17 protein-coding genes and 1 pseudogene are annotated in these 17,404 nt (G+C 63.0%); 12 read left to right on the top strand and 6 right to left on the bottom strand.

The window, feature by feature from the left end:
• Positions 1-190: 190 nt before the first annotated feature.
• The 3 genes from EGJ22_RS23305 to EGJ22_RS23295 form a co-directional block, all read right to left on the bottom strand.
• Complete coding sequence (locus EGJ22_RS23305) at positions 191-730, bottom strand: fimbrial protein (RefSeq protein ID WP_029887518.1); 540 nt, start codon at positions 728-730, stop codon at positions 191-193.
• Between the two features lie 76 nt (positions 731-806).
• Positions 807-1,532, bottom strand: a complete 726-nt coding sequence (locus EGJ22_RS23300; RefSeq protein ID WP_029887519.1) for a molecular chaperone — start codon at positions 1,530-1,532, stop codon at positions 807-809.
• A 65-nt stretch (positions 1,533-1,597) separates the two neighbouring features.
• Positions 1,598-2,155: a fimbrial protein gene (locus EGJ22_RS23295; RefSeq protein WP_230584505.1), complete on the bottom strand. Its 558-nt coding sequence runs from the start codon at positions 2,153-2,155 to the stop codon at positions 1,598-1,600.
• A gap of 255 nt (positions 2,156-2,410) precedes the next feature.
• Between EGJ22_RS23295 and EGJ22_RS23290 the strand changes: the two genes are divergently transcribed.
• Positions 2,411-3,946 carry a hypothetical protein gene (locus EGJ22_RS23290; protein ID WP_029887521.1) on the top strand — a complete coding sequence of 512 codons (1,536 nt, stop codon included), beginning with the start codon at positions 2,411-2,413 and terminating at the stop codon, positions 3,944-3,946.
• Between the two features lie 12 nt (positions 3,947-3,958).
• Here EGJ22_RS23290 and EGJ22_RS23285 read toward each other — a convergent pair whose 3' ends face one another.
• Positions 3,959-4,369 (bottom strand): PA2817 family protein, encoded by a 411-nt coding sequence (locus EGJ22_RS23285; protein ID WP_029887522.1) that lies wholly within the window; start codon positions 4,367-4,369, stop codon positions 3,959-3,961.
• A gap of 78 nt (positions 4,370-4,447) precedes the next feature.
• Positions 4,448-6,895 (bottom strand): acyl-CoA dehydrogenase, encoded by a 2,448-nt coding sequence (locus tag EGJ22_RS23280; protein WP_029887523.1) that lies wholly within the window; start codon positions 6,893-6,895, stop codon positions 4,448-4,450.
• Between the two features lie 286 nt (positions 6,896-7,181).
• On the opposite strand from EGJ22_RS23280, the gene EGJ22_RS23270 reads away from it, so the two are divergent.
• From EGJ22_RS23270 to EGJ22_RS23260, 3 genes are all read left to right on the top strand, one after another.
• On the top strand, positions 7,182-7,805 hold the full coding sequence (locus EGJ22_RS23270; RefSeq protein WP_029887524.1) for a glutathione S-transferase: 624 nt from the start codon (positions 7,182-7,184) through the stop codon (positions 7,803-7,805).
• Between the two features lie 146 nt (positions 7,806-7,951).
• Positions 7,952-8,884, top strand: coding sequence for an ABC transporter ATP-binding protein (locus tag EGJ22_RS23265; RefSeq protein ID WP_009681882.1), 933 nt, complete (start codon positions 7,952-7,954; stop codon positions 8,882-8,884).
• A complete protein-coding gene (locus tag EGJ22_RS23260; protein WP_029887525.1) occupies positions 8,881-9,660 on the top strand; it encodes an ABC transporter permease in 780 nt (259 codons plus the stop codon). The genes EGJ22_RS23265 and EGJ22_RS23260 overlap by 4 nt, the downstream gene beginning before the upstream one ends.
• A gap of 9 nt (positions 9,661-9,669) precedes the next feature.
• On the opposite strand, the pseudogene EGJ22_RS23255 reads toward EGJ22_RS23260, so the two are convergent.
• Positions 9,670-10,176, bottom strand: a pseudogene (locus tag EGJ22_RS23255) (DUF2062 domain-containing protein); the annotation flags it as partial.
• Positions 10,177-10,318: 142 nt separating this feature from the next.
• Between EGJ22_RS23255 and EGJ22_RS23250 the strand changes: the two are divergent.
• From EGJ22_RS23250 to murB, 8 genes are all read left to right on the top strand, one after another.
• Positions 10,319-12,532: a DNA internalization-related competence protein ComEC/Rec2 gene (locus tag EGJ22_RS23250; RefSeq protein WP_029887527.1), complete on the top strand. Its 2,214-nt coding sequence runs from the start codon at positions 10,319-10,321 to the stop codon at positions 12,530-12,532.
• A 237-nt stretch (positions 12,533-12,769) separates the two neighbouring features.
• The gene (locus EGJ22_RS23245) at positions 12,770-13,405 is read left to right on the top strand and encodes a MotA/TolQ/ExbB proton channel family protein (protein ID WP_009685211.1); all 636 of its coding nucleotides are present in this window, start codon (positions 12,770-12,772) and stop codon (positions 13,403-13,405) included.
• Positions 13,402-13,836, top strand: coding sequence for a biopolymer transporter ExbD (locus EGJ22_RS23240; RefSeq protein WP_012271149.1), 435 nt, complete (start codon positions 13,402-13,404; stop codon positions 13,834-13,836). The genes EGJ22_RS23245 and EGJ22_RS23240 overlap by 4 nt, the downstream gene beginning before the upstream one ends.
• Positions 13,836-14,837 carry a tetraacyldisaccharide 4'-kinase gene (gene lpxK / locus EGJ22_RS23235; protein WP_029887528.1) on the top strand — a complete coding sequence of 334 codons (1,002 nt, stop codon included), beginning with the start codon at positions 13,836-13,838 and terminating at the stop codon, positions 14,835-14,837. Before EGJ22_RS23240 ends, lpxK begins: the two co-directional genes overlap by 1 nt.
• 43 nt (positions 14,838-14,880) lie before the next feature.
• Positions 14,881-15,066, top strand: a complete 186-nt coding sequence (locus EGJ22_RS23230) for a Trm112 family protein (RefSeq protein ID WP_003247142.1) — start codon at positions 14,881-14,883, stop codon at positions 15,064-15,066.
• Positions 15,063-15,827: a 3-deoxy-manno-octulosonate cytidylyltransferase gene (gene kdsB, locus EGJ22_RS23225; RefSeq protein WP_009685206.1), complete on the top strand. Its 765-nt coding sequence runs from the start codon at positions 15,063-15,065 to the stop codon at positions 15,825-15,827. The genes EGJ22_RS23230 and kdsB overlap by 4 nt, the downstream gene beginning before the upstream one ends.
• Positions 15,827-16,291, top strand: coding sequence for a low molecular weight protein-tyrosine-phosphatase (locus EGJ22_RS23220; RefSeq protein WP_009685205.1), 465 nt, complete (start codon positions 15,827-15,829; stop codon positions 16,289-16,291). The genes kdsB and EGJ22_RS23220 overlap by 1 nt, the downstream gene beginning before the upstream one ends.
• Positions 16,288-17,307 (top strand): UDP-N-acetylmuramate dehydrogenase, encoded by a 1,020-nt coding sequence (gene murB, locus EGJ22_RS23215; RefSeq protein WP_029887529.1) that lies wholly within the window; start codon positions 16,288-16,290, stop codon positions 17,305-17,307. Before EGJ22_RS23220 ends, murB begins: the two co-directional genes overlap by 4 nt.
• Positions 17,308-17,404 lie beyond the last annotated feature (97 nt).

Here is a 17,404-nt window from a genome sequence, read left to right as displayed (position 1 = left end):
AGCTCGCGATTGCGCCGCGCGGGCGGCGCTCGCTCTAACAGGCGCTGCATATCTTCTGACAAACACCTGTCAGCCCTGATGCGATCCCTGTGGGAGCTGGCTTGCCGGCGATGGTCTGCAAAGCAGCCCCATGGCTGCCACCAAGGCTTAGCTGACCGGCATCGGGCCGTGAGGCCCGATTTTTCAACGCTTACGGCATGGCCACCGTGAACTGCACATCACTGTTGGCGGAGCCAGCGGTTACCTGTGTATCGATCGCTTTGTAAGCCGCAGAAAACAACATGTCAGTAGGTTTGCTGTCATGCAGGGGATATTGCTTGGAGGCGATTCCATTGTCTACCGGTGTACCCACATTGTCCTTGATGATCAAGGCCAACCCCTTGGCGCCACCTGGCTCCAGGGCGTACAACGTGCCGCTGGCGCCGGCGCCGCCGTAACTTCCGGTGAAGGTTACGCTGGCATTGGCACCGGGGAGCAGTATGCAGCCGCCACCGGGGGTAAGGCGCAAACCGAAGGCGCGGTTTGCGGCCTCATCATCTGGCTGCTTGAACTGGGCAGTGGATACTTCGCCCATGTAGATCCTGCTGGCGGGCAGGCCGGTTGAAGGGTCGATGATTTCAACTGCACAGGTCCCGCTGTGGACCTGACCAAAGAAGTTGATTGAACCCGTGTTTGCAAGCGCTTGTTGGCTGGATATTGCCAGTCCAAAGGCTACGACTAAGGGCTTCATATAAGCTGTCCTGTTACAGGTAAGTCGGAATAGCAAACGAGCCCAAAGGGCTCGATTGGAGGTGACACAAGGGGGCTTAGGGCAGGCTCGACAGTGCTTTTTGCATCGGCGTGGTGGCGACCCCGTAGTCATTGATGGTGGTAAAGGTCAGTTGCAAGCCAGTGAGCGTTTTGATTTGGGTCAGGTCATAAACCTGCAGATCAAATGGCCGCGCCATGGCCATGGCCTGGATTGCCTCTGTTTTGCCTGCACTGCTGACTTCCAGGCGGCCGAATGTGTAATGGTAGGGCGTTGGGTTGTGTACCACGAGTTCGACACGCCCAGCGCGTTGGCGCACGGACCACTCCAGCTCACCGATGCGCTCTGCGGGCCGGTCTTTCAATTCCTTGGGGCGATAGAAAAGCTTCAGGCGCGTGCGCAGTGCAATATTGAGTACGTTGACATCCCCCGGCGTTGCTTCGGGGATCTCCTGAACATTGAGGTGGAACAGCGTTTCCCGATCCTTGGGCAACTTGTTGGGCAGGCGGCTGATCTGCACCATTTGCTCCTTGCCGGGGTCCAGGCGGAACAACCCGGGCGAAGTCGCCAGAGGGACGGCTGTATCGGTGTCGTCCTTCGCGGTGTTGACCCAGGTTTGCACCGCATAGGGGCGGGGGCTGGGGTTGGCGATCACTACAGAGGTGCTGCTGTTGTCGCTGTCGAACACGATTCGCGTGGTATTGACGGTTAGCGCTGCCTGAGCGGTCTGCATCATGCTCGCGAAGCAAATACCCAAGGCAAGGCGGCGCAGGTGAATCTTCATCTGGCGATACCTTTTGAATGGTATGAAGACACCTCAGGCGACGTCAGTTCGCCTGAGGTGCTTTCTCATGGGATGTTGACAAGAAATTGCACATCGGTATTGGCGGTGCCGGCGGTGACCCCGGTGCCAATGGACTTATAAGCCGCAGAGAAAATCATCGTGGTGGGGTTCGCGTCATCCAGTGGGTAATCCTTGGAAGGCGAGCCGTTGTCTATCGGTGTACCGGCATTGTCCTTGATAATCAAGGCCAAGTCGGCTGCCCCGCCTGGCTCCAGCGCATACAGCGTACCACCAGTACCGGCACCGCCATAGGCGCCAGTGAAAGTCACCTGGGTACTGGTATTAGGGGTTACAGTACAGCCATTACCTGGGGTGACGCGCATGCCGAAGGCGCGCGATGCAGCTTCATCGCCTGTGGCTGCGAACTGCGAAACGCTGACGTTGCCCATGTTGATGCGGGCTACCGGCAGGCCGGTCGACGGGTCAATGATTTCGATCGGGCAAGTACCGGCGTGCACCTGGCCGTAGAAGTTGATCGAGCCAGTATTGGCGAGTGCTGCATTGCTGGCAAGGCCAAGCAAGATGGCAAGCGGGATAAGCTTCTTCTTCATGTTGTACTCCACTGTGGACCCGTTGTAGGCAGGGCATTTCGGCCTATGGATTTCTGCCGAAAAACTTGACGGCAGGGGGAGAAAAGATTAGGTCGTTTGGGAATGGTCGCATGTAGGAAAATACTGATAAGTACTTAGTAAAAGCCTAATGCGTGATTCTGCTTCAAGAGTGAGTCGCTTCTTGCCGCCCGACAACTGGTAAAAATGCCAGTTTTCAATGCTGCCTGATTATGGGCATATCAGTGCTTTGTTGATGGGAGTGGGGACATGACCAATCACAAAGAGAAAGAAAGCAATAAGCCTGTGGCTAAAGAAGTCTCGGACTCAGCGGCCGCCGCAGAGTCTGCGATATTGCTCCTCTATGCCCTTAACGATGAAACGCAGCTGAACGGTTTATGGGCAAAGCGCCATGCACTCATTGGTCACGATATGGACTGGCCTGAGTTGGTGGTTTCCGAGCGCGAGATGAACAGAACGACTTGGGAACTGAGCTTGGTGCATCTGGGTTACCCAAAGTTGCGGTTCGAAACGTCAGCGCGAACATTGAAACTGGACAAGAACCTGCTGACCGACCTGCGGCTATCGTTGAATACACCTATTGGCATGAATGCGCGCCAGGCTGTGAGAATCGAGCAGTCGGACGCCAGCGCGGGCAAGGTGCTTGAGGTGACCCTCGGTCTCAACAGCAGCCATATCGAATACCACAAATGGAAAGGCAGTGAGGCGGTGGTGCACTGGGAGCAACCTGCCACTTACGTGATAGCAAATGACCGATTGAGCGCCGACCGGTTCAAGCAGCACTTCGAGCCCTTGAAGCGCATGAAGGTCGCGACTTTGTCAAAGCCAGTTTCTGTTGCGCTAGACGACGTATGGGTTTATTTCGAACATGACCAGTCACGAATCCGGATCAACGTCTTCAACGGCCCGGGTCAGGTAGCCGCCCAATCAGATCCGATTCTGGTGCCGGCATCCGAAGACGTCGCTATCGCCTTTGAGGTCGGGGCATTCCCAATCACCCTGACCCAGCTGCCGCCAGTGGACAAAGACTGGGTAGTTGGTCTGTTCGCGCCCAGCTGGTCAATGAAGTGGACCCTGGGAGGGTACATACCGCCGGGCAATTTTTATTTTGCTGTATATGCTCTTTCTGGCTCTGAGATGGCGCAAACCAAAGTAAGTACCCAGGCGCAGGCGCTGAAGTGCTCTCCGCTGATTAGTTTTTGCGATTATGGAGGCGATCTGGAAGAGATCCAGCTGATGTCAGCGGGAGCGCAGCCAGTCTGGGGTGCGGAGGGCACGCTGCATGGCGAGTTGCTCGTGCAGAACGGCAAGCACTACTACAAACCGCCGCAATCACTGCCAGCGGCGGTGCGTCTCAATACGGGGGGAGACACATTCATACCTGCCGCCTGCCGCGCGTCCCTGGTTACTCCGACCGAGACAGATATCATTAAAGTAACAGACACGTGGCAGGAGGCCTATGCTACGTTTGTGATTCGTTGGGTACATCCCACGCACTTTATCCGGGTTGCCCGGCACGCCCTGGGCCTTAAACTTTCACTGTTTTACTTAAACGGACGTCAAGAGGAAAAAGCGGTTGCGGACTCGCAGGTATCGTGGCGGGTTCTTGCGGGTAATGGCTCGGTTATTGCTGGCGTTTTCAGGCCAGATGTGAGCAACCCGAGCTCTTACTCTGTCGTCATGGGGGAGGACACCTTCGCTGTGGATGAATGGCGCTGGGGGCTGACGATCATTGCGATGCCGATGCTCGATATTGACACGCTGGTCGACTACTACTCGCGTTGAGCAATGGCCCGTTCAGTGGTGGGTCGATGGAGGCGTCTGGGCGAGCAACTGCTTTTCCTGGTGCCAGTCGAACGGCTCGTCGTTGCGCTCGGCTTCGTAGCGACGCTCCTCGAGTTGCTGGTACAGGTCCAACTCTTCTTCAGGCATGAAATGCAGGCAGTCACCACCGAAGAACCACAGCAAATCGCGGGGTACCAGATGAGCGATCTGTGGGTAGCGCTGGATCACCTGACAGGTCAGGTCCTGGCCCAGATACTGGCTTTGCAGTGGGTCCTGCGGCAGTAGGGTCAGTAGTTCGTCGAAGCGCTCCAGGAACAGGGCGTGGCTTTCCTCCGGTACCTGCTCGGCGTCACCCAGGGCCACCAAGATGGTGCGCAGGTGGTTCAGCAGTTGCAGGTGGTATTGCAGGTGGGGGGTGGCCATGGGCATGGTCCTCGAGGTAGGTCAAACGGGCGCGGAGTATACGCCGGTAGGGAGGGGGCCGCAAAACGGCCCCTGGTTTCAGCGTACCTTGCCGTGCTCGGGCAGCAACTGCGCTTTGTCGAACGCGTCCACATCAATCACGGTTCTGCGGGCTTTTTCAGCGTCATGCAGCTGTAGGCCTTCACCTGGCTGAAGCGCACCGGCCTGTACCGCTGCATCAATTGCCGATTGCCCAGGGGTCGGCTGTACCTTGCCACCCTTGATCGCCTGATGCAGCGCCTTGTACAAGGGTGCAGCTTCCTCCAGCAACTCGCAGGCCCGTTGCAGCGCCGCCACTGGATCTCCATCGGTTTTTGGCCTGAAGCAACCGGAAAGCAGCTCTTCCAGCGCCGGGTCACCTTTGCTACGCCCAATCAGCGCTGCCACTTCGGCGTCCAGTTCATCGCTGGACCCGGTGTGACGACGGCCAAAGGGGAACACCAGCACGCGCAGGGCGCAGCCAATGAAGCGGTTGGGGAAATTGTCCAGCAGCCGATCCAGGGCTGTTTCCGCCTGGCCCAGGCTTTCTTCCATGGCCCAGCGCAGCAGGGGCTGCATGTGCTGGGGTGAGCCGAGGTCGTGATAGCGCTTGAGCGCGGCGCTGGCCAAGTACAGGTAGCTCAGGACGTCGCCCAGCCGCGCGCTTAGGCGTTCGCGACGTTTGAGCGCGCCGCCCAGTAGCATCATCGACAGGTCGGCCAGCAGAGCAAAGGCTGATGCCTGGCGGTTGAGGGCGCGGAAGTAGCCTTGGCTCAAGGCATCACCGGGCACATTCTCCAATCGACCCAGCCCAAGGTTGAATACGAGTGTGCTTGCCGCGTTGCCGGCAGCGAACATGATGTGCTTCATCAGCAGGTCGTCGAATTCCTTCAGGGCCTGGTCGCGGTCTTCACGGCTTGCCAGGGCCATTTCCTTGAGCACGAACGGGTGGCAACGGATGGCGCCCTGGCCGAAGATCATCAGGTTGCGCGAGAGGATATTGGCGCCCTCGACGGTGATGAAGATCGGCGCCCCCTGCCAGTTCCGGCCCAGGTAGTTGTTCGGGCCCATGATGATGCCCTTGCCGCCGTGCACGTCCATGGCATGCTGGATGCATTCACGGCCGCGCTCGGTGAGGTGGTACTTGAGAATCGCCGACAGCACCGAGGGCTTCTCGCCCAGGTCCACGGCCTTGGCGGTGAGCAGGCGGGCGCTGTCCATCAGCCAGGCATTGCCGCCGATGCGCGCCAGGGATTCCTGGATGCCTTCGAAGGCCGCCAGCGGCACATTGAACTGCTCGCGGATATTGGCGTACTGGCCGGTGACCAGGCTGGTGTACTTGGCCGCCCCCGTGCCGACGGCGGGCAGGGAAATCGAGCGGCCCACCGACAGGCAGTTCATCAACATCATCCAGCCCTTGCCGAGCATGGCCTGGCCACCGATCAGGAAGCTCAGCGGCACGAACACGTCCTTGCCGCTGTTGGGGCCGTTCATGAAGGCAGCGCCCAGCGGCAGGTGGCGCTTGCCGATTTCGACGCCGGGGGTGTCGGTAGGGATCAGGGCCAGGCTGATGCCCAGTTCTTCCTGCTCGCCCAGCAAATGGTCCGGGTCGTAGGCCTTGAAGGCCAGGCCCAGCAGGGTCGCGACCGGGCCGAGGGTGATATAGCGCTTTTCCCAGTTCAGGCGCAGGCCGAGGACTTCTTCGCCTTGCCATTGGCCTTTGCAGATGACGCCGGTGTCGGGCATGGCGCCAGCGTCGGAGCCGGCCAATGGGCCGGTGAGGGCGAAGCAGGGGATTTCTTCGCCACGGGCCAGGCGCGGCAGGTAGTGGTTGCGTTGCTCATCGGTGCCGTAGTGCAGCAGCAACTCAGCGGGCCCCAGGGAGTTGGGCACCATCACGGTCGAGGCCAGGTCGCCGCTGCGGGTGGCCAGCTTCATCGCCACCTGGGAGTGGGCATAGGCGGAGAAACCTTTACCGCCATATTCCTTTGGGATGATCAGGGCAAAAAAACCGTTCGACTTGATATGCGCCCACGCTTCGGGCGGCAGGTCGAGGTCCTGGCCGATCTGCCAGTCGCTGACCATTGCGCAGAGCGCTTCGGTGGGGCCGTCGATGAAGGCCTGTTCCTCCTCGGTCAGCTTCGGTGCCGGGTAGGCGAGCAGGGTGCGCCAGTCGGGGCGGCCGCTGAACAGTTCGCCGTCCCACCAGACGGTGCCTGCGTCGATCGCTTCGCGCTCGGTTTGCGACATGGGCGGCAGGGTGCGCTGGAACCAGTTGAACACCCGGCCGGTAAATACCCTGCGGCGCCAGTCGGGCAAGGCCACCAGGGCTACCTTGAACGCCAGCACGATCCAGATCAGCGCCAGCAGCCAGCCGGGGGCGCTGCTGAAAATGCTCATCAGCAGGACGTAGGCCGCCACGCTGCCGAGAATCTGCAGGGGCGCCAGGCGCCGGTGCGTGAGGTATGCCGCGCCGACCACCAGCACTACCAACCATAACAGCAACATAATCGGTCCTCCTTGGAACCAGGGGGGCTTGAACCGTCCCAGACAGCTTAGACGTAACGCCGTGAACGGCAGGGTCAGAACAGTGACAGGGTGTGGCGGTGGGAGTTTCAGGATATTTTCAGCCTGTGCCGGCCTCTTCGCGGGCACGCCCGCTCCCACAGGGATATCACAGGGTTCGAGACGGGTGAGACACCTGTGGGAGCGGGCGCGCCCGCGAAGAGGCCGGTACAGGCGAGAAAACTCTGGAGTAGACTGTGCAGCCCTCCACATTCATAAGGACGTTGCCATGCTGAAGATCTGGGGCCGCAAGAATTCGAGCAATGTGCGCAAGGCGCTGTGGATTGCCCACGAGCTGGGCCTGGACTTCGAGTCCATCGACGCCGGCGGCGCTTTCGGCGTGGTCAACGAGCCGCACTACCGCGCGCGCAACCCCAATGGCCTGGTGCCCCTGCTGGAGGACGGCGACCTGGTCCTGTGGGAGTCCAACGCCATCGTCCGCTACCTGTGCGCCGAGTACGGCGCCGAGCGAGGCTGGTACCTGGAAAACCCACGCCAGCGCGCCCTGGCCGATAAGTGGATGGACTGGACCACGTCATCCTTGGCAACCCCCTTCCGACCGCTGTTCTGGGGCTTGCTGCGTACCGCGGAAGACCAGCGCGACTGGGTGGCGATCAACGCTGCGCACAAGCGCTGTGCCGAGCTGCTGGCGATGGCCGATGCAGCCCTGGCCAAGCAGCCGTATCTTTCCGGTGGCCAGATCGGCATGGGCGACATCCCACTGGGGTGCTTCGCCTACGCCTGGTTCGAGCTGCCCATCGAGCGCCCGGCCATGCGGCATCTCGAAGCGTGGTACGCACGCCTCAAGGCACGCCCGGCCTACCAGGCTGCGGTGATGACGGCGCTGACCTGAATCGAACACCACGGCTGTTTCGATAGTCACTATCAATACACATGACTGTACTTGTGCGGCCAGGCCTTGCACCATTGGCCGCACTCACTGCGCCAGTGACGTTATCTGGCGTGTCCTGCACCTTATTCTTCGGTAAGTGACCCGCTATGAGTTCTGCCCTGTCCATCCGACAGCTCACCAAAACCTACGGCAACGGCTTCCAGGCCCTCAAGGGCATCGACCTGGACGTTGCCGAAGGTGACTTCTTCGCCTTGCTCGGCCCCAACGGCGCCGGCAAGTCCACCACCATCGGCATCCTGTCCACGCTGGTGAACAAGACCAGCGGCACGGTCAACGTGTTCGGCCATGACCTGGACCGCGAGCCCGCCGCGCTCAAGCGCTGCCTGGGCGTGGTGCCGCAGGAATTCAACTTCAACCAGTTCGAGAAAACCTTCGATATCGTGGTGACCCAGGCCGGCTACTACGGTATCCCGCCCAAACTGGCCAAGGAGCGCGCCGAGCAATACCTGACCCAGCTGGGCCTGTGGGACAAGCGCGACGTGCAGTCGCGTTCGTTGTCTGGTGGCATGAAGCGCCGCCTGATGATTGCCCGCGCGCTGATTCACGAGCCGCGCCTGCTGATCCTGGACGAACCTACCGCCGGGGTGGACATCGAGCTGCGCCGGTCGATGTGGAGCTTTCTCACCGAGCTGAACCAGAAGGGCATCACCATCATCCTCACCACCCATTACCTGGAAGAGGCTGAGCAGCTGTGCCGTAACATCGGCATCATCGACCACGGCACCATCGTCGAGAACACCAGCATGCGCCAGTTGCTGGGCAAGCTGCATGTCGAAACCTTCGTCCTCGACCTCAAGCAGGACCTGGCCACGGCGCCGGTGTTGCAAGGCTACCCTTGCCGGCTGCTGACCCCGCACACGCTGGAAGTGCAGGTGGACAAGGACATCGGCATTACCGCGCTGTTCGGCCAGCTGGCCCTGCAGAACATCGAAGTGCAAAGCCTGCGCAACAAGACCAACCGACTCGAGGAGCTGTTCGTGTCCCTGGTGGAAAAAAACCTATCGAAGGTGGCCGTATGAGTGTGGAGCTGCGTACCAACTGGGTCGCCCTGAACACCATCGTCTACCGTGAAGTGCGGCGTTTTCTGCGCATCTGGCCGCAGACCCTGCTGCCGCCCGCGATCACCATGGTCCTGTACTTCGTGATTTTCGGTAACCTGATCGGCCGGCAGATCGGTGACATGGGTGGTTTCACCTACATGCAGTACATCGTGCCCGGGCTGATCATGATGTCGGTGATCACCAACTCTTATGGCAACGTGGTGTCGAGCTTCTTCGGCAGCAAGTTCCAGCGCTCGATCGAAGAGTTGATGGTGTCGCCGGTATCGCCGCACATCATTCTCATTGGCTATGTGCTGGGCGGCGTGTTGCGTGGCCTGGCGGTGGGGGTGATCGTGACCATCCTGTCGATGTTCTTCACCGACCTGCAGGTGCACCACCTGGGCGTGACCGTGGCCGTGGTGCTGCTGACCGCGACCATCTTCTCGCTGTTGGGCTTCGTCAACGCGGTGTTCGCGCGCAACTTCGATGACATTTCGATCATCCCGACCTTCGTGCTGACGCCACTGACTTACCTGGGCGGGGTGTTCTATTCGATCAACCTGCTGCCGCCGTTCTGGCAGACCGTGTCGCTGGCCAACCCGGTGCTGCACATGGTCAACTCGTTCCGCTACGGCATCCTAGGGGTGTCGGATATCAGCATCGGTACGGCGATCACCTTCATGCTGGTGGCCACCGCGGTGCTCTACCTGCTGTGTGTGCGCCTGCTGGTCAGCGGCCGCGGCATGCGCGCCTGAGGCCTTGCACCGGCATTGGCGCCGCCGCCACTGCAGGCCCACCCACCAGCGCCAGTACAGCATGGTGCCGAAGTAGCCAAGAATGCCCAGCACCACGCCGCACACCACCGAGCCGAGCAGGAAGGGTTGCCACAGTGTCGACAGCTGGTCGGTGATCCACTCGAAGGTCAGTTCGTCAGGCAATGTGCGCGGTGGTACCTGCATCAGCCAGGCGCCGGTCATGTAGGTGACGAAGAACACCGGCGGCATGGTCAGCGGGTTGGTCAGCCACACCAGGCTGACCGCGATCGGCAGGTTGCCGCGCACCGGAATGGCCAGCGCGGCGGCCAGCAGCATCTGCGCCGGCATCGGGATCAGTGCCGCGAACAGGCCAACGCCCATGGCCCGCGCCACCGAATGGCGGTTCAGGTGCCAGAGGTTTGGGTCGTGCAGCAACTTGCCGAAAAAGCGTAAGGACTTGTGTTCCCGAATACTGGTCGGGTCCGGCATGTAGCGTTTGAAAAGTCGGCGCGGCATGTAGGCTCCCGGAGCGTTGACCCGGGCAGTATGCCCTTATTCCCGCTCAGCCTCGTTCAGAGTTTGTGACAATTGTTGAGCAAGCCGTGCCGGCAATTGGGCTATGCCTCAGAAGGTGATTTGGCTTCTGGAGCTCTACCTCATGCGCACAGGGATGTTGGCGCTTGCGCTCGGGCTGCTGTGCCTGGGCTTTCTTCCTGCATTGCTACCGGACGGGTGGTTGTGGGTGCTGGCGGCTTGCGCTGGCGTCTGCCTGTTCACCCGCGGGTGGCCATTGGGCTGTTTTCTGTTGGGGCTGTGCTGGGCCAGCTGGTCTGCCCAGCAGGCCCTGGATGACCGGCTGGCGGCCGCTTTGGATGGCCGCACCTTGTGGCTGGAGGGGCGGGTGGTCGGCTTGCCGGCGCGCACGGCGCACGGTGTGCGTTTCGAGCTGGAGGCCGCCCGTTCGCGCCGTGCCGAACTGCCACAACGCCTGCAAGTCAGCTGGTTCGACGGGCCGCCGGTACGGGCCGGCGAGCAGTGGCGGCTGGCGGTGACCTTGCAGCGCCCCGCCGGGTTGTTGAACCCGCATGGGCCGGACCGTGAAGCGCAGTTGCTGGCCCGGCGGGTCGGCGCTACCGGTACGGTGAAGGCGGGGCAGCTGCTGGCGCCGGCCAGCTATGGGTGGCGGGATTCGCTGCGCCAGCGCTTGCTGGCGATCGATGCCAACGGCCGGCAGGCCGCGCTGGTGGCCCTGGTGCTCGGCGACGGGGCCGGCCTGGCGCGGGAAGATTGGCAGACGTTGCAGGCCACCGGCACGGTGCACTTGTTGGTCATTTCCGGCCAGCACATTGGCCTGGTTGCCGGTTTGCTCTACGGCCTGGTCGCCGGGTTGGCCCGCTGGGGGCTGTGGCCCGCACGGCTGCCGTGGCTGCCCTCGGCGTGCGCGCTGGCCATGGGTGCGGCACTGGCCTACGGCTGGCTGGCCGGCGCGGGGGTGCCGGTGCAGCGTGCCTGCCTGATGCTGGCCGTGGTGTTGCTCTGGCGGCTGCGTTTTCGGCACCTGGGGGCGTTCCTGCCACTGTTGCTGGCGCTGGTGGCCGTGTTGCTGGTCGAGCCGATGGCGGCGCTGCTTCCGGGCTTCTGGCTGTCGTTCGGCGCCGTGGCCACGCTGGTGTTTTGCTTCAGTGCCCGCCTGGGGGCATGGCGGCCATGGCAGGCCTGGACGCGGGCGCAGTGGGTGATTGCCATCGGTTTGTTGCCGGTGCTGCTGGCCGTGGGCTTGCCGGTGAGCCTGAGTGCACCGCTGGCCAACCTGGTGGCGGTGCCATGGGTGAGCCTGGCGGTACTGCCGTTGGCCTTGCTGGGCACCTTGCTGTTGCCGTTGGGTGGGGCTGGGGAGGCCTTGTTGTGGCTGGCAGGTGGCTTGCTGGATGTGCTGTTTCGGGTGCTGGCGCTGGTTGCGCAGCAACGCCCGGCATGGGTGCCGGCAGCCCTGCCGCTATGGGCCTGGCTGCTGGTCTGCCTGGGGGCTTTGCTGGTGCTGCTGCCCCGTGGCGTGCCGCTGCGAGGGTTGGGCGGGGTGATGCTGTTGGCCCTCTGGGTGCCGCGCGAGCCGGTGCCTTTCGGGCAGGTGGAGGTCTGGCAACTGGACGTCGGCCAAGGCTTGGCGGTGCTGTTACGCACCCGGCATCACAATCTGCTGTATGACGCCGGGCCGGCGAGGGGCGACTACGACTTGGGGGAGCGGGTGGTGTTGCCGACCTTGCGCAAGTTGGGGGTGAGTCACCTGGACGTGATGCTGATCAGCCATGCCCACGCCGATCATGCCGGCGGTGCTGGGGCGATACAGCGGGGTTTGCCGGTCGAGCGGGTTATCGGTGGGGAAGCGCTGGATGATGTTCAGTTGCAACCCTGTGCCAGTGGCGAGCAATGGGAATGGGATGGCGTGGGTTTTTCGCTGTGGCGCTGGGCGGATGGGCGCAGCAGTAATGACCGCTCCTGTGTGTTGCTGGTCGAGGCGCAGGGTGAGCGGTTGCTGCTGGCCGGCGACATGGAGGCAGGGGCGGAGCGTGCCTGGCTGGCGGCGACCGACGCGCCACGCATTGACTGGCTGCAGTCGCCGCACCATGGCAGCCGCAGTTCTTCCAGCGAGGGGTTCATGCGTGCCACGGCGCCGCGTGGGGTGCTGATATCGCGGGGGCGCAATAATAGCTTTGGACACCCGCATGCGCAGGTGGTGGAGCGGTACCGGCGGCATGGGGTGGTGGTGCATGACACGGCGGTGCAGGGGGCTTTGCGGTTGGTGCTGGGCGGGTGGGGGGAGGTTGAGGGTATGCGGGGGCAGAGGCGGTTCTGGCGGGCTCGGGGGGAGTGAGGGGAGGGGCTTGCAGGTGCTTGCCACAAGATCTTCAGCGCGCGTGAGATCAAGCACCGAAGCGTTCGCCTCGACACATTCAGCGCGTGTAAGATCGAGCGCCGAAGCGTTCGCCTCGACATATTCAGCGCCTGTCAGCCCTGATACCCACCCAAGGCATGCTCCCTGATCTCCGGCAGATGAGCCTCCGCCGTGCCTATGGTAGAGTGGCGGCCTTTATCCGAAGGGGCGTTTACTGTGTGGGAATTGGTCAAGTCCGGTGGTTGGATGATGCTGCCGATCATTCTGAGCTCCATCGCTGCCATGGCTATCGTCATCGAGCGCCTGTGGACCCTGCGCGCCAGCCGCGTCACCCCGCCACACTTGCTGGGCCAGGTCTGGATATGGATCAAGGATAAGCAACTCACCAGTGACAAGCTCAAGGCGCTGCGCGCCGATTCGCCACTGGGTGAGATCCTCGCCGCGGGCCTGGCCAATTCGCGCCATGGCCGCGAAATCATGAAAGAGTGCATCGAGGAGGCGGCTTCGCGCGTTATCCACGAGCTGGAGCGCTACATCAGCACCCTCGGCACCATCGCCGCCATGGCCCCGCTGCTGGGCCTGCTGGGCACCGTGCTGGGCATGATCGACATCTTCAGTGCCTTCATGGGCACGCAGATGACCGCCAACGCCGCGGTACTGGCCGGTGGCATTTCCAAGGCCCTGGTCACCACGGCGGCGGGCCTGATGGTCGGTATTCCGGCGGTGTTCTTCCACCGTTTCCTGCTGCGCCGCATCGATGAACTGGTGGTGGGCATGGAGCAGGAGGCGATCAAGCTGGTGGAAGTGCTGCAGGGCGACCGCGAAGTGGAAGTGGCCGGAGGCAAGGCGTGAAGTTCCGGCGCAATCGCCAGCGGGAGAACGTCGACATCAACCTGGCGTCGCTGATCGACGTGGTGTTCGTGCTGCTGCTGTTCTTCGTGGTCACCACCACCTTCACCCGTGAAACGCAGCTGCGGGTCGAGCTGCCGGAGGCCGCCAGTGCCGAGCAGGCGCCGGCCGACCAGGGCAAGCTGGTGGAAATCACCATCAGCGCCGAAGGCGTGTACTCGGTTAACAACCACCTGCTGCCCAAGAGCGACCTGGCCACCCTGAGCGAGGCCATCGAGCGTGAGTCAGGTGGTGACAACAAGCTGCCGTTGGCCATCAGTGCCGATGGCAAGACCCCGCACCAGGCTGTGGTCACTGCGATGGATGCTGCCGGCAAGCTCGGCTTCAGCCAATTGCGCATGACCACCGTCGAGGCGGCCCAGGGCACGCCCTGATGGCTATCGCCGACCGCCTGCTCGCCGCCTGGTACGCCGGGCACCCGGCGCTGGCGCTGCTGCGCCCGCTGGAGGCGTTGTACCGCCGCGTGGTCACGCGCAAGCGCGCGCGCTTTCTAAAGGGTGAAAGTGCCAGCTACCGCGCACCTGTGCCGGTCATCGTGGTGGGCAATATCACCGTGGGTGGCACCGGCAAGACACCGATGATTCTCTGGCTGATCGAGCATTGCCGCCAGCAGGGGCTGAACGTCGGCGTGGTCAGCCGTGGCTATGGCGCCAAACCGCCGCAGTTGCCGTGGCGGGTACTGGCCGACCAGTCTGCCGAACAGGCCGGGGACGAACCGCTGCTGATCGTGCAGCGCAGCGGGGTACCGCTGATGATCGACCCAGATCGCGCCCGCGCCGTGCAGGCCCTGCTGGCCAGTGAACCGCTGGACCTGATCCTGTGTGATGACGGCATGCAGCACTACCGCCTGGCACGTGACCTGGAGCTGGTCCTGATCGATGCCGCGCGTGGCCTGGGCAACGGCCGCTGCCTGCCGGCCGGCCCGCTGCGCGAGCCTGCCGAACGCCTCCAGAGCGCCGACGCGGTGCTGTTCAATGGTGCCGGCGAAGACCGTGCCGGTGGCTTTGGCCTGCGCCTGCAGCCATCCGCATTGGTCAATCTGCGCAGCGGCGAGCGCCGCCCACTCGACCATTTTCCCGCCGGCCAGCGCCTGCACGCGGTGGCCGGTATCGGCAACCCGCAACGTTTCTTCAATACCCTGCTGGGGCTAAACTGGCAGCCGCTGCCGCACCCTTTTGCCGACCATGCACAATTCAGCGCCCGGAGCCTGGCATTCAGCCCACCGCTGCCGCTGGTCATGACCGAGAAGGACGCCGTGAAATGCCGCGCCTTCGCCGCCGACGACTGGTGGTACCTGGCTGTCGAAGCACAGCCCACGCTGGCATTCAGCGCCTGGTTCGACAGCCAGCTGCAGCGTTTGCTGCCCAAGCCCTGAGCCCGTTTTCATTTCTGGCCATCTGGCCTAAAGGAAGCCTTCAATGGACACCAAACTGCTCGATATCCTCGCCTGCCCGATCACCAAGGGCCCGCTCAAGCTCAGCGCCGACAAAACCGAGCTGATCAGCAAGGGTGCCGGCCTGGCCTACCCGATTCGCGACGGTATCCCGGTCATGCTGGAGAGCGAGGCACGTACCCTGACCGACGACGAGCGCCTGGACAAATGAGCCTTGACTACACCGTGGTGATTCCTGCCCGCCTGCGTTCCACGCGCTTGCCAGGCAAGCCGCTGCTGGCCATCGCCGGCAAGCCGATGGTGCAGCATGTATGGGAGCAGGCGCGCAAGAGCGCGGCCAGCCGCGTGGTTATCGCTACCGACGATGCCAGCATCTTCGAAGCTTGCCAGGCCTTCGGCGCCGAAGTGCTGATGACCCGTGTCGACCATGAGTCGGGTACCGACCGCCTGGCTGAAGTGGCGACGCAACTGGGCCTGGCGGCCGATGCCATCGTGGTCAACGTGCAGGGTGACGAGCCGCTGATCCCGCCGGTGATCATCGACCAGGTAGCTGCCAACCTGGCTGCCCACCCGCAAGCGGCCATCGCCACCCTGGCCGAGCAGATCCATGAGCCGGAAACCGTGTTCAACCCCAATGCGGTGAAGGTGGTCAGCGACAAGCACGGCCTTGCCCTGAGCTTCAGCCGGGCGCCGCTGCCGTGGGCGCGTGACACCTTCGCCAAAGGCCAGGACCAGTTGCCAGCCGGCGTGCCTTACCGCCGCCATATCGGCATGTACGCCTACCGCGTGGGCTTCCTCCACGACTTCGTCAGCTGGGGCCCCTGCTGGCTGGAGCAGACCGAAGCCCTGGAGCAGTTGCGTGCCCTGTGGCACGGTGTGCGCATCCACGTCGAGGACGCGATCGAGGCGCCTGCCGTGGGTGTAGACACCCCAGAAGACCTGGAGCGCGTACGGCGCTTGCTGGAGGCCTGATGCGCGTACTGTTCGTGTGCCTGGGCAACATTTGCCGCTCGCCCACTGCCGAAGGCGTGCTGCGCCACCAGCTACAGGCTGCCGGGCTCGCCGACCGCGTGCAGGTGGCCTCCGCGGGTACGGGCGACTGGCACGTTGGCAAACCACCCGACAGCCGCACCTGCAAGGCGGCGCTGGCGCGTGGCTATGACTTGTCCAGGCAACGCGCGCAGCAGGTCAAGCAGCGGCACTTCGCCGAATACGACCTGGTGCTGGCCATGGACGAGAGCAACCTTCGCGACCTGCGTGCCCTGCGCCCGCCAACGGCGACGGGCGAGCTTGACCTGTTCCTGCGCCGCTATGGTGCGGCATTGGATGAAGTGCCTGACCCGTACTACGGCGGCGCCGATGGCTTCGAGCAGGTACTCGACCTGATCGAATCGGCCTGCCAGGCGCTGGTGCTGGAAATCAAGGGGCGGTTATGACCGGGCAATGGCAGGAGCAGGTATCGCTCAAGCCTTACAACACCTTCGGCATCGACGTGAAGGCGCGTTATTTCAGCCAGGCCCGCAATGACCTGCATGTGCGCCAGGCACTGAGCCAGGCTCAGCGCCTCGCGTTGCCAGTGCTGGTGATCGGCGGCGGCAGCAACCTGCTGCTGACGCGCGATCTCGATGCGCTGGTCTTGCACATGGCCAGCCAGGGCCGCCGGGTGCTCAGTGATGACGGCGAGCATGTGGTGGTCGAAGCCGAGGCCGGCGAGCCCTGGCACCCGTTCGTGCAGTGGACCCTGGCGCAGGGTTTTTGCGGCTTGGAGAACCTCAGCCTGATCCCTGGCACCGTGGGCGCTGCACCCATGCAGAACGTGGGTGCCTACGGGGTGGAGATCAAGGACGTGTTCGTCGGCCTTACGGCCCTGGACCGCGAGACGGGCGAGCTGCGCGACTTCGCGCTGGCGGACTGTGCCTTCGGTTACCGCGACAGCGTATTCAAGCGTAACCCAGGCCGGTGGTTGATCCTGCGGGTGCGGTTTGCCTTGAGCCGTACCCTGCACGCGCACCTGGACTACGGCCCGGTCCGCCAGCGCCTGGCAGAGCAGGGCGTGACCGAACCGACGGCGCAGGCGATCAGCGATGCGATCTGCAGCATTCGCCGCGAAAAGCTGCCAGACCCGGCCGAGCTGGGTAATGCCGGAAGCTTCTTCAAGAACCCGGTAGTTTCGGCCGAATGCGTGGCGCGCATCCGTGCGCAGTACCCCGGCGTGGTCGCCTATCCGCAGGCTGACGGTCAGGTAAAGCTGGCCGCAGGCTGGTTGATCGAGCAGGCAGGCTGGAAGGGCTATCGCGAGGGTGATGCCGGGGTGCATCGCTTGCAGTCGCTGGTGCTGGTCAACTATGGCCAGGCGAGCGGGGCGCAGATGCATGCGCTGGCGCGACGGATCCACGCCGATATCCTCGAACGGTTCGGGGTTGAGCTGGAGATGGAGCCTAACCTGTACTGAATTAGAGGTCGGTGCAGAACCTGTAGGAGCGGCCTTGTGTCGCGATGGGGCGCGTAGCGGCCCCAGATTTCAGCGTCAATGCAAATATTCCCGGGGC

Source organism: Pseudomonas sp. p99-361, from assembly GCF_003935475.1.
GTDB classification, from domain to species: Bacteria; Pseudomonadota; Gammaproteobacteria; order Pseudomonadales; family Pseudomonadaceae; genus Aquipseudomonas; species Aquipseudomonas juntendi.
Note: the sequence above shows the minus strand (reverse complement) of the source record. Positions and strands in the feature narration are given on the sequence as shown.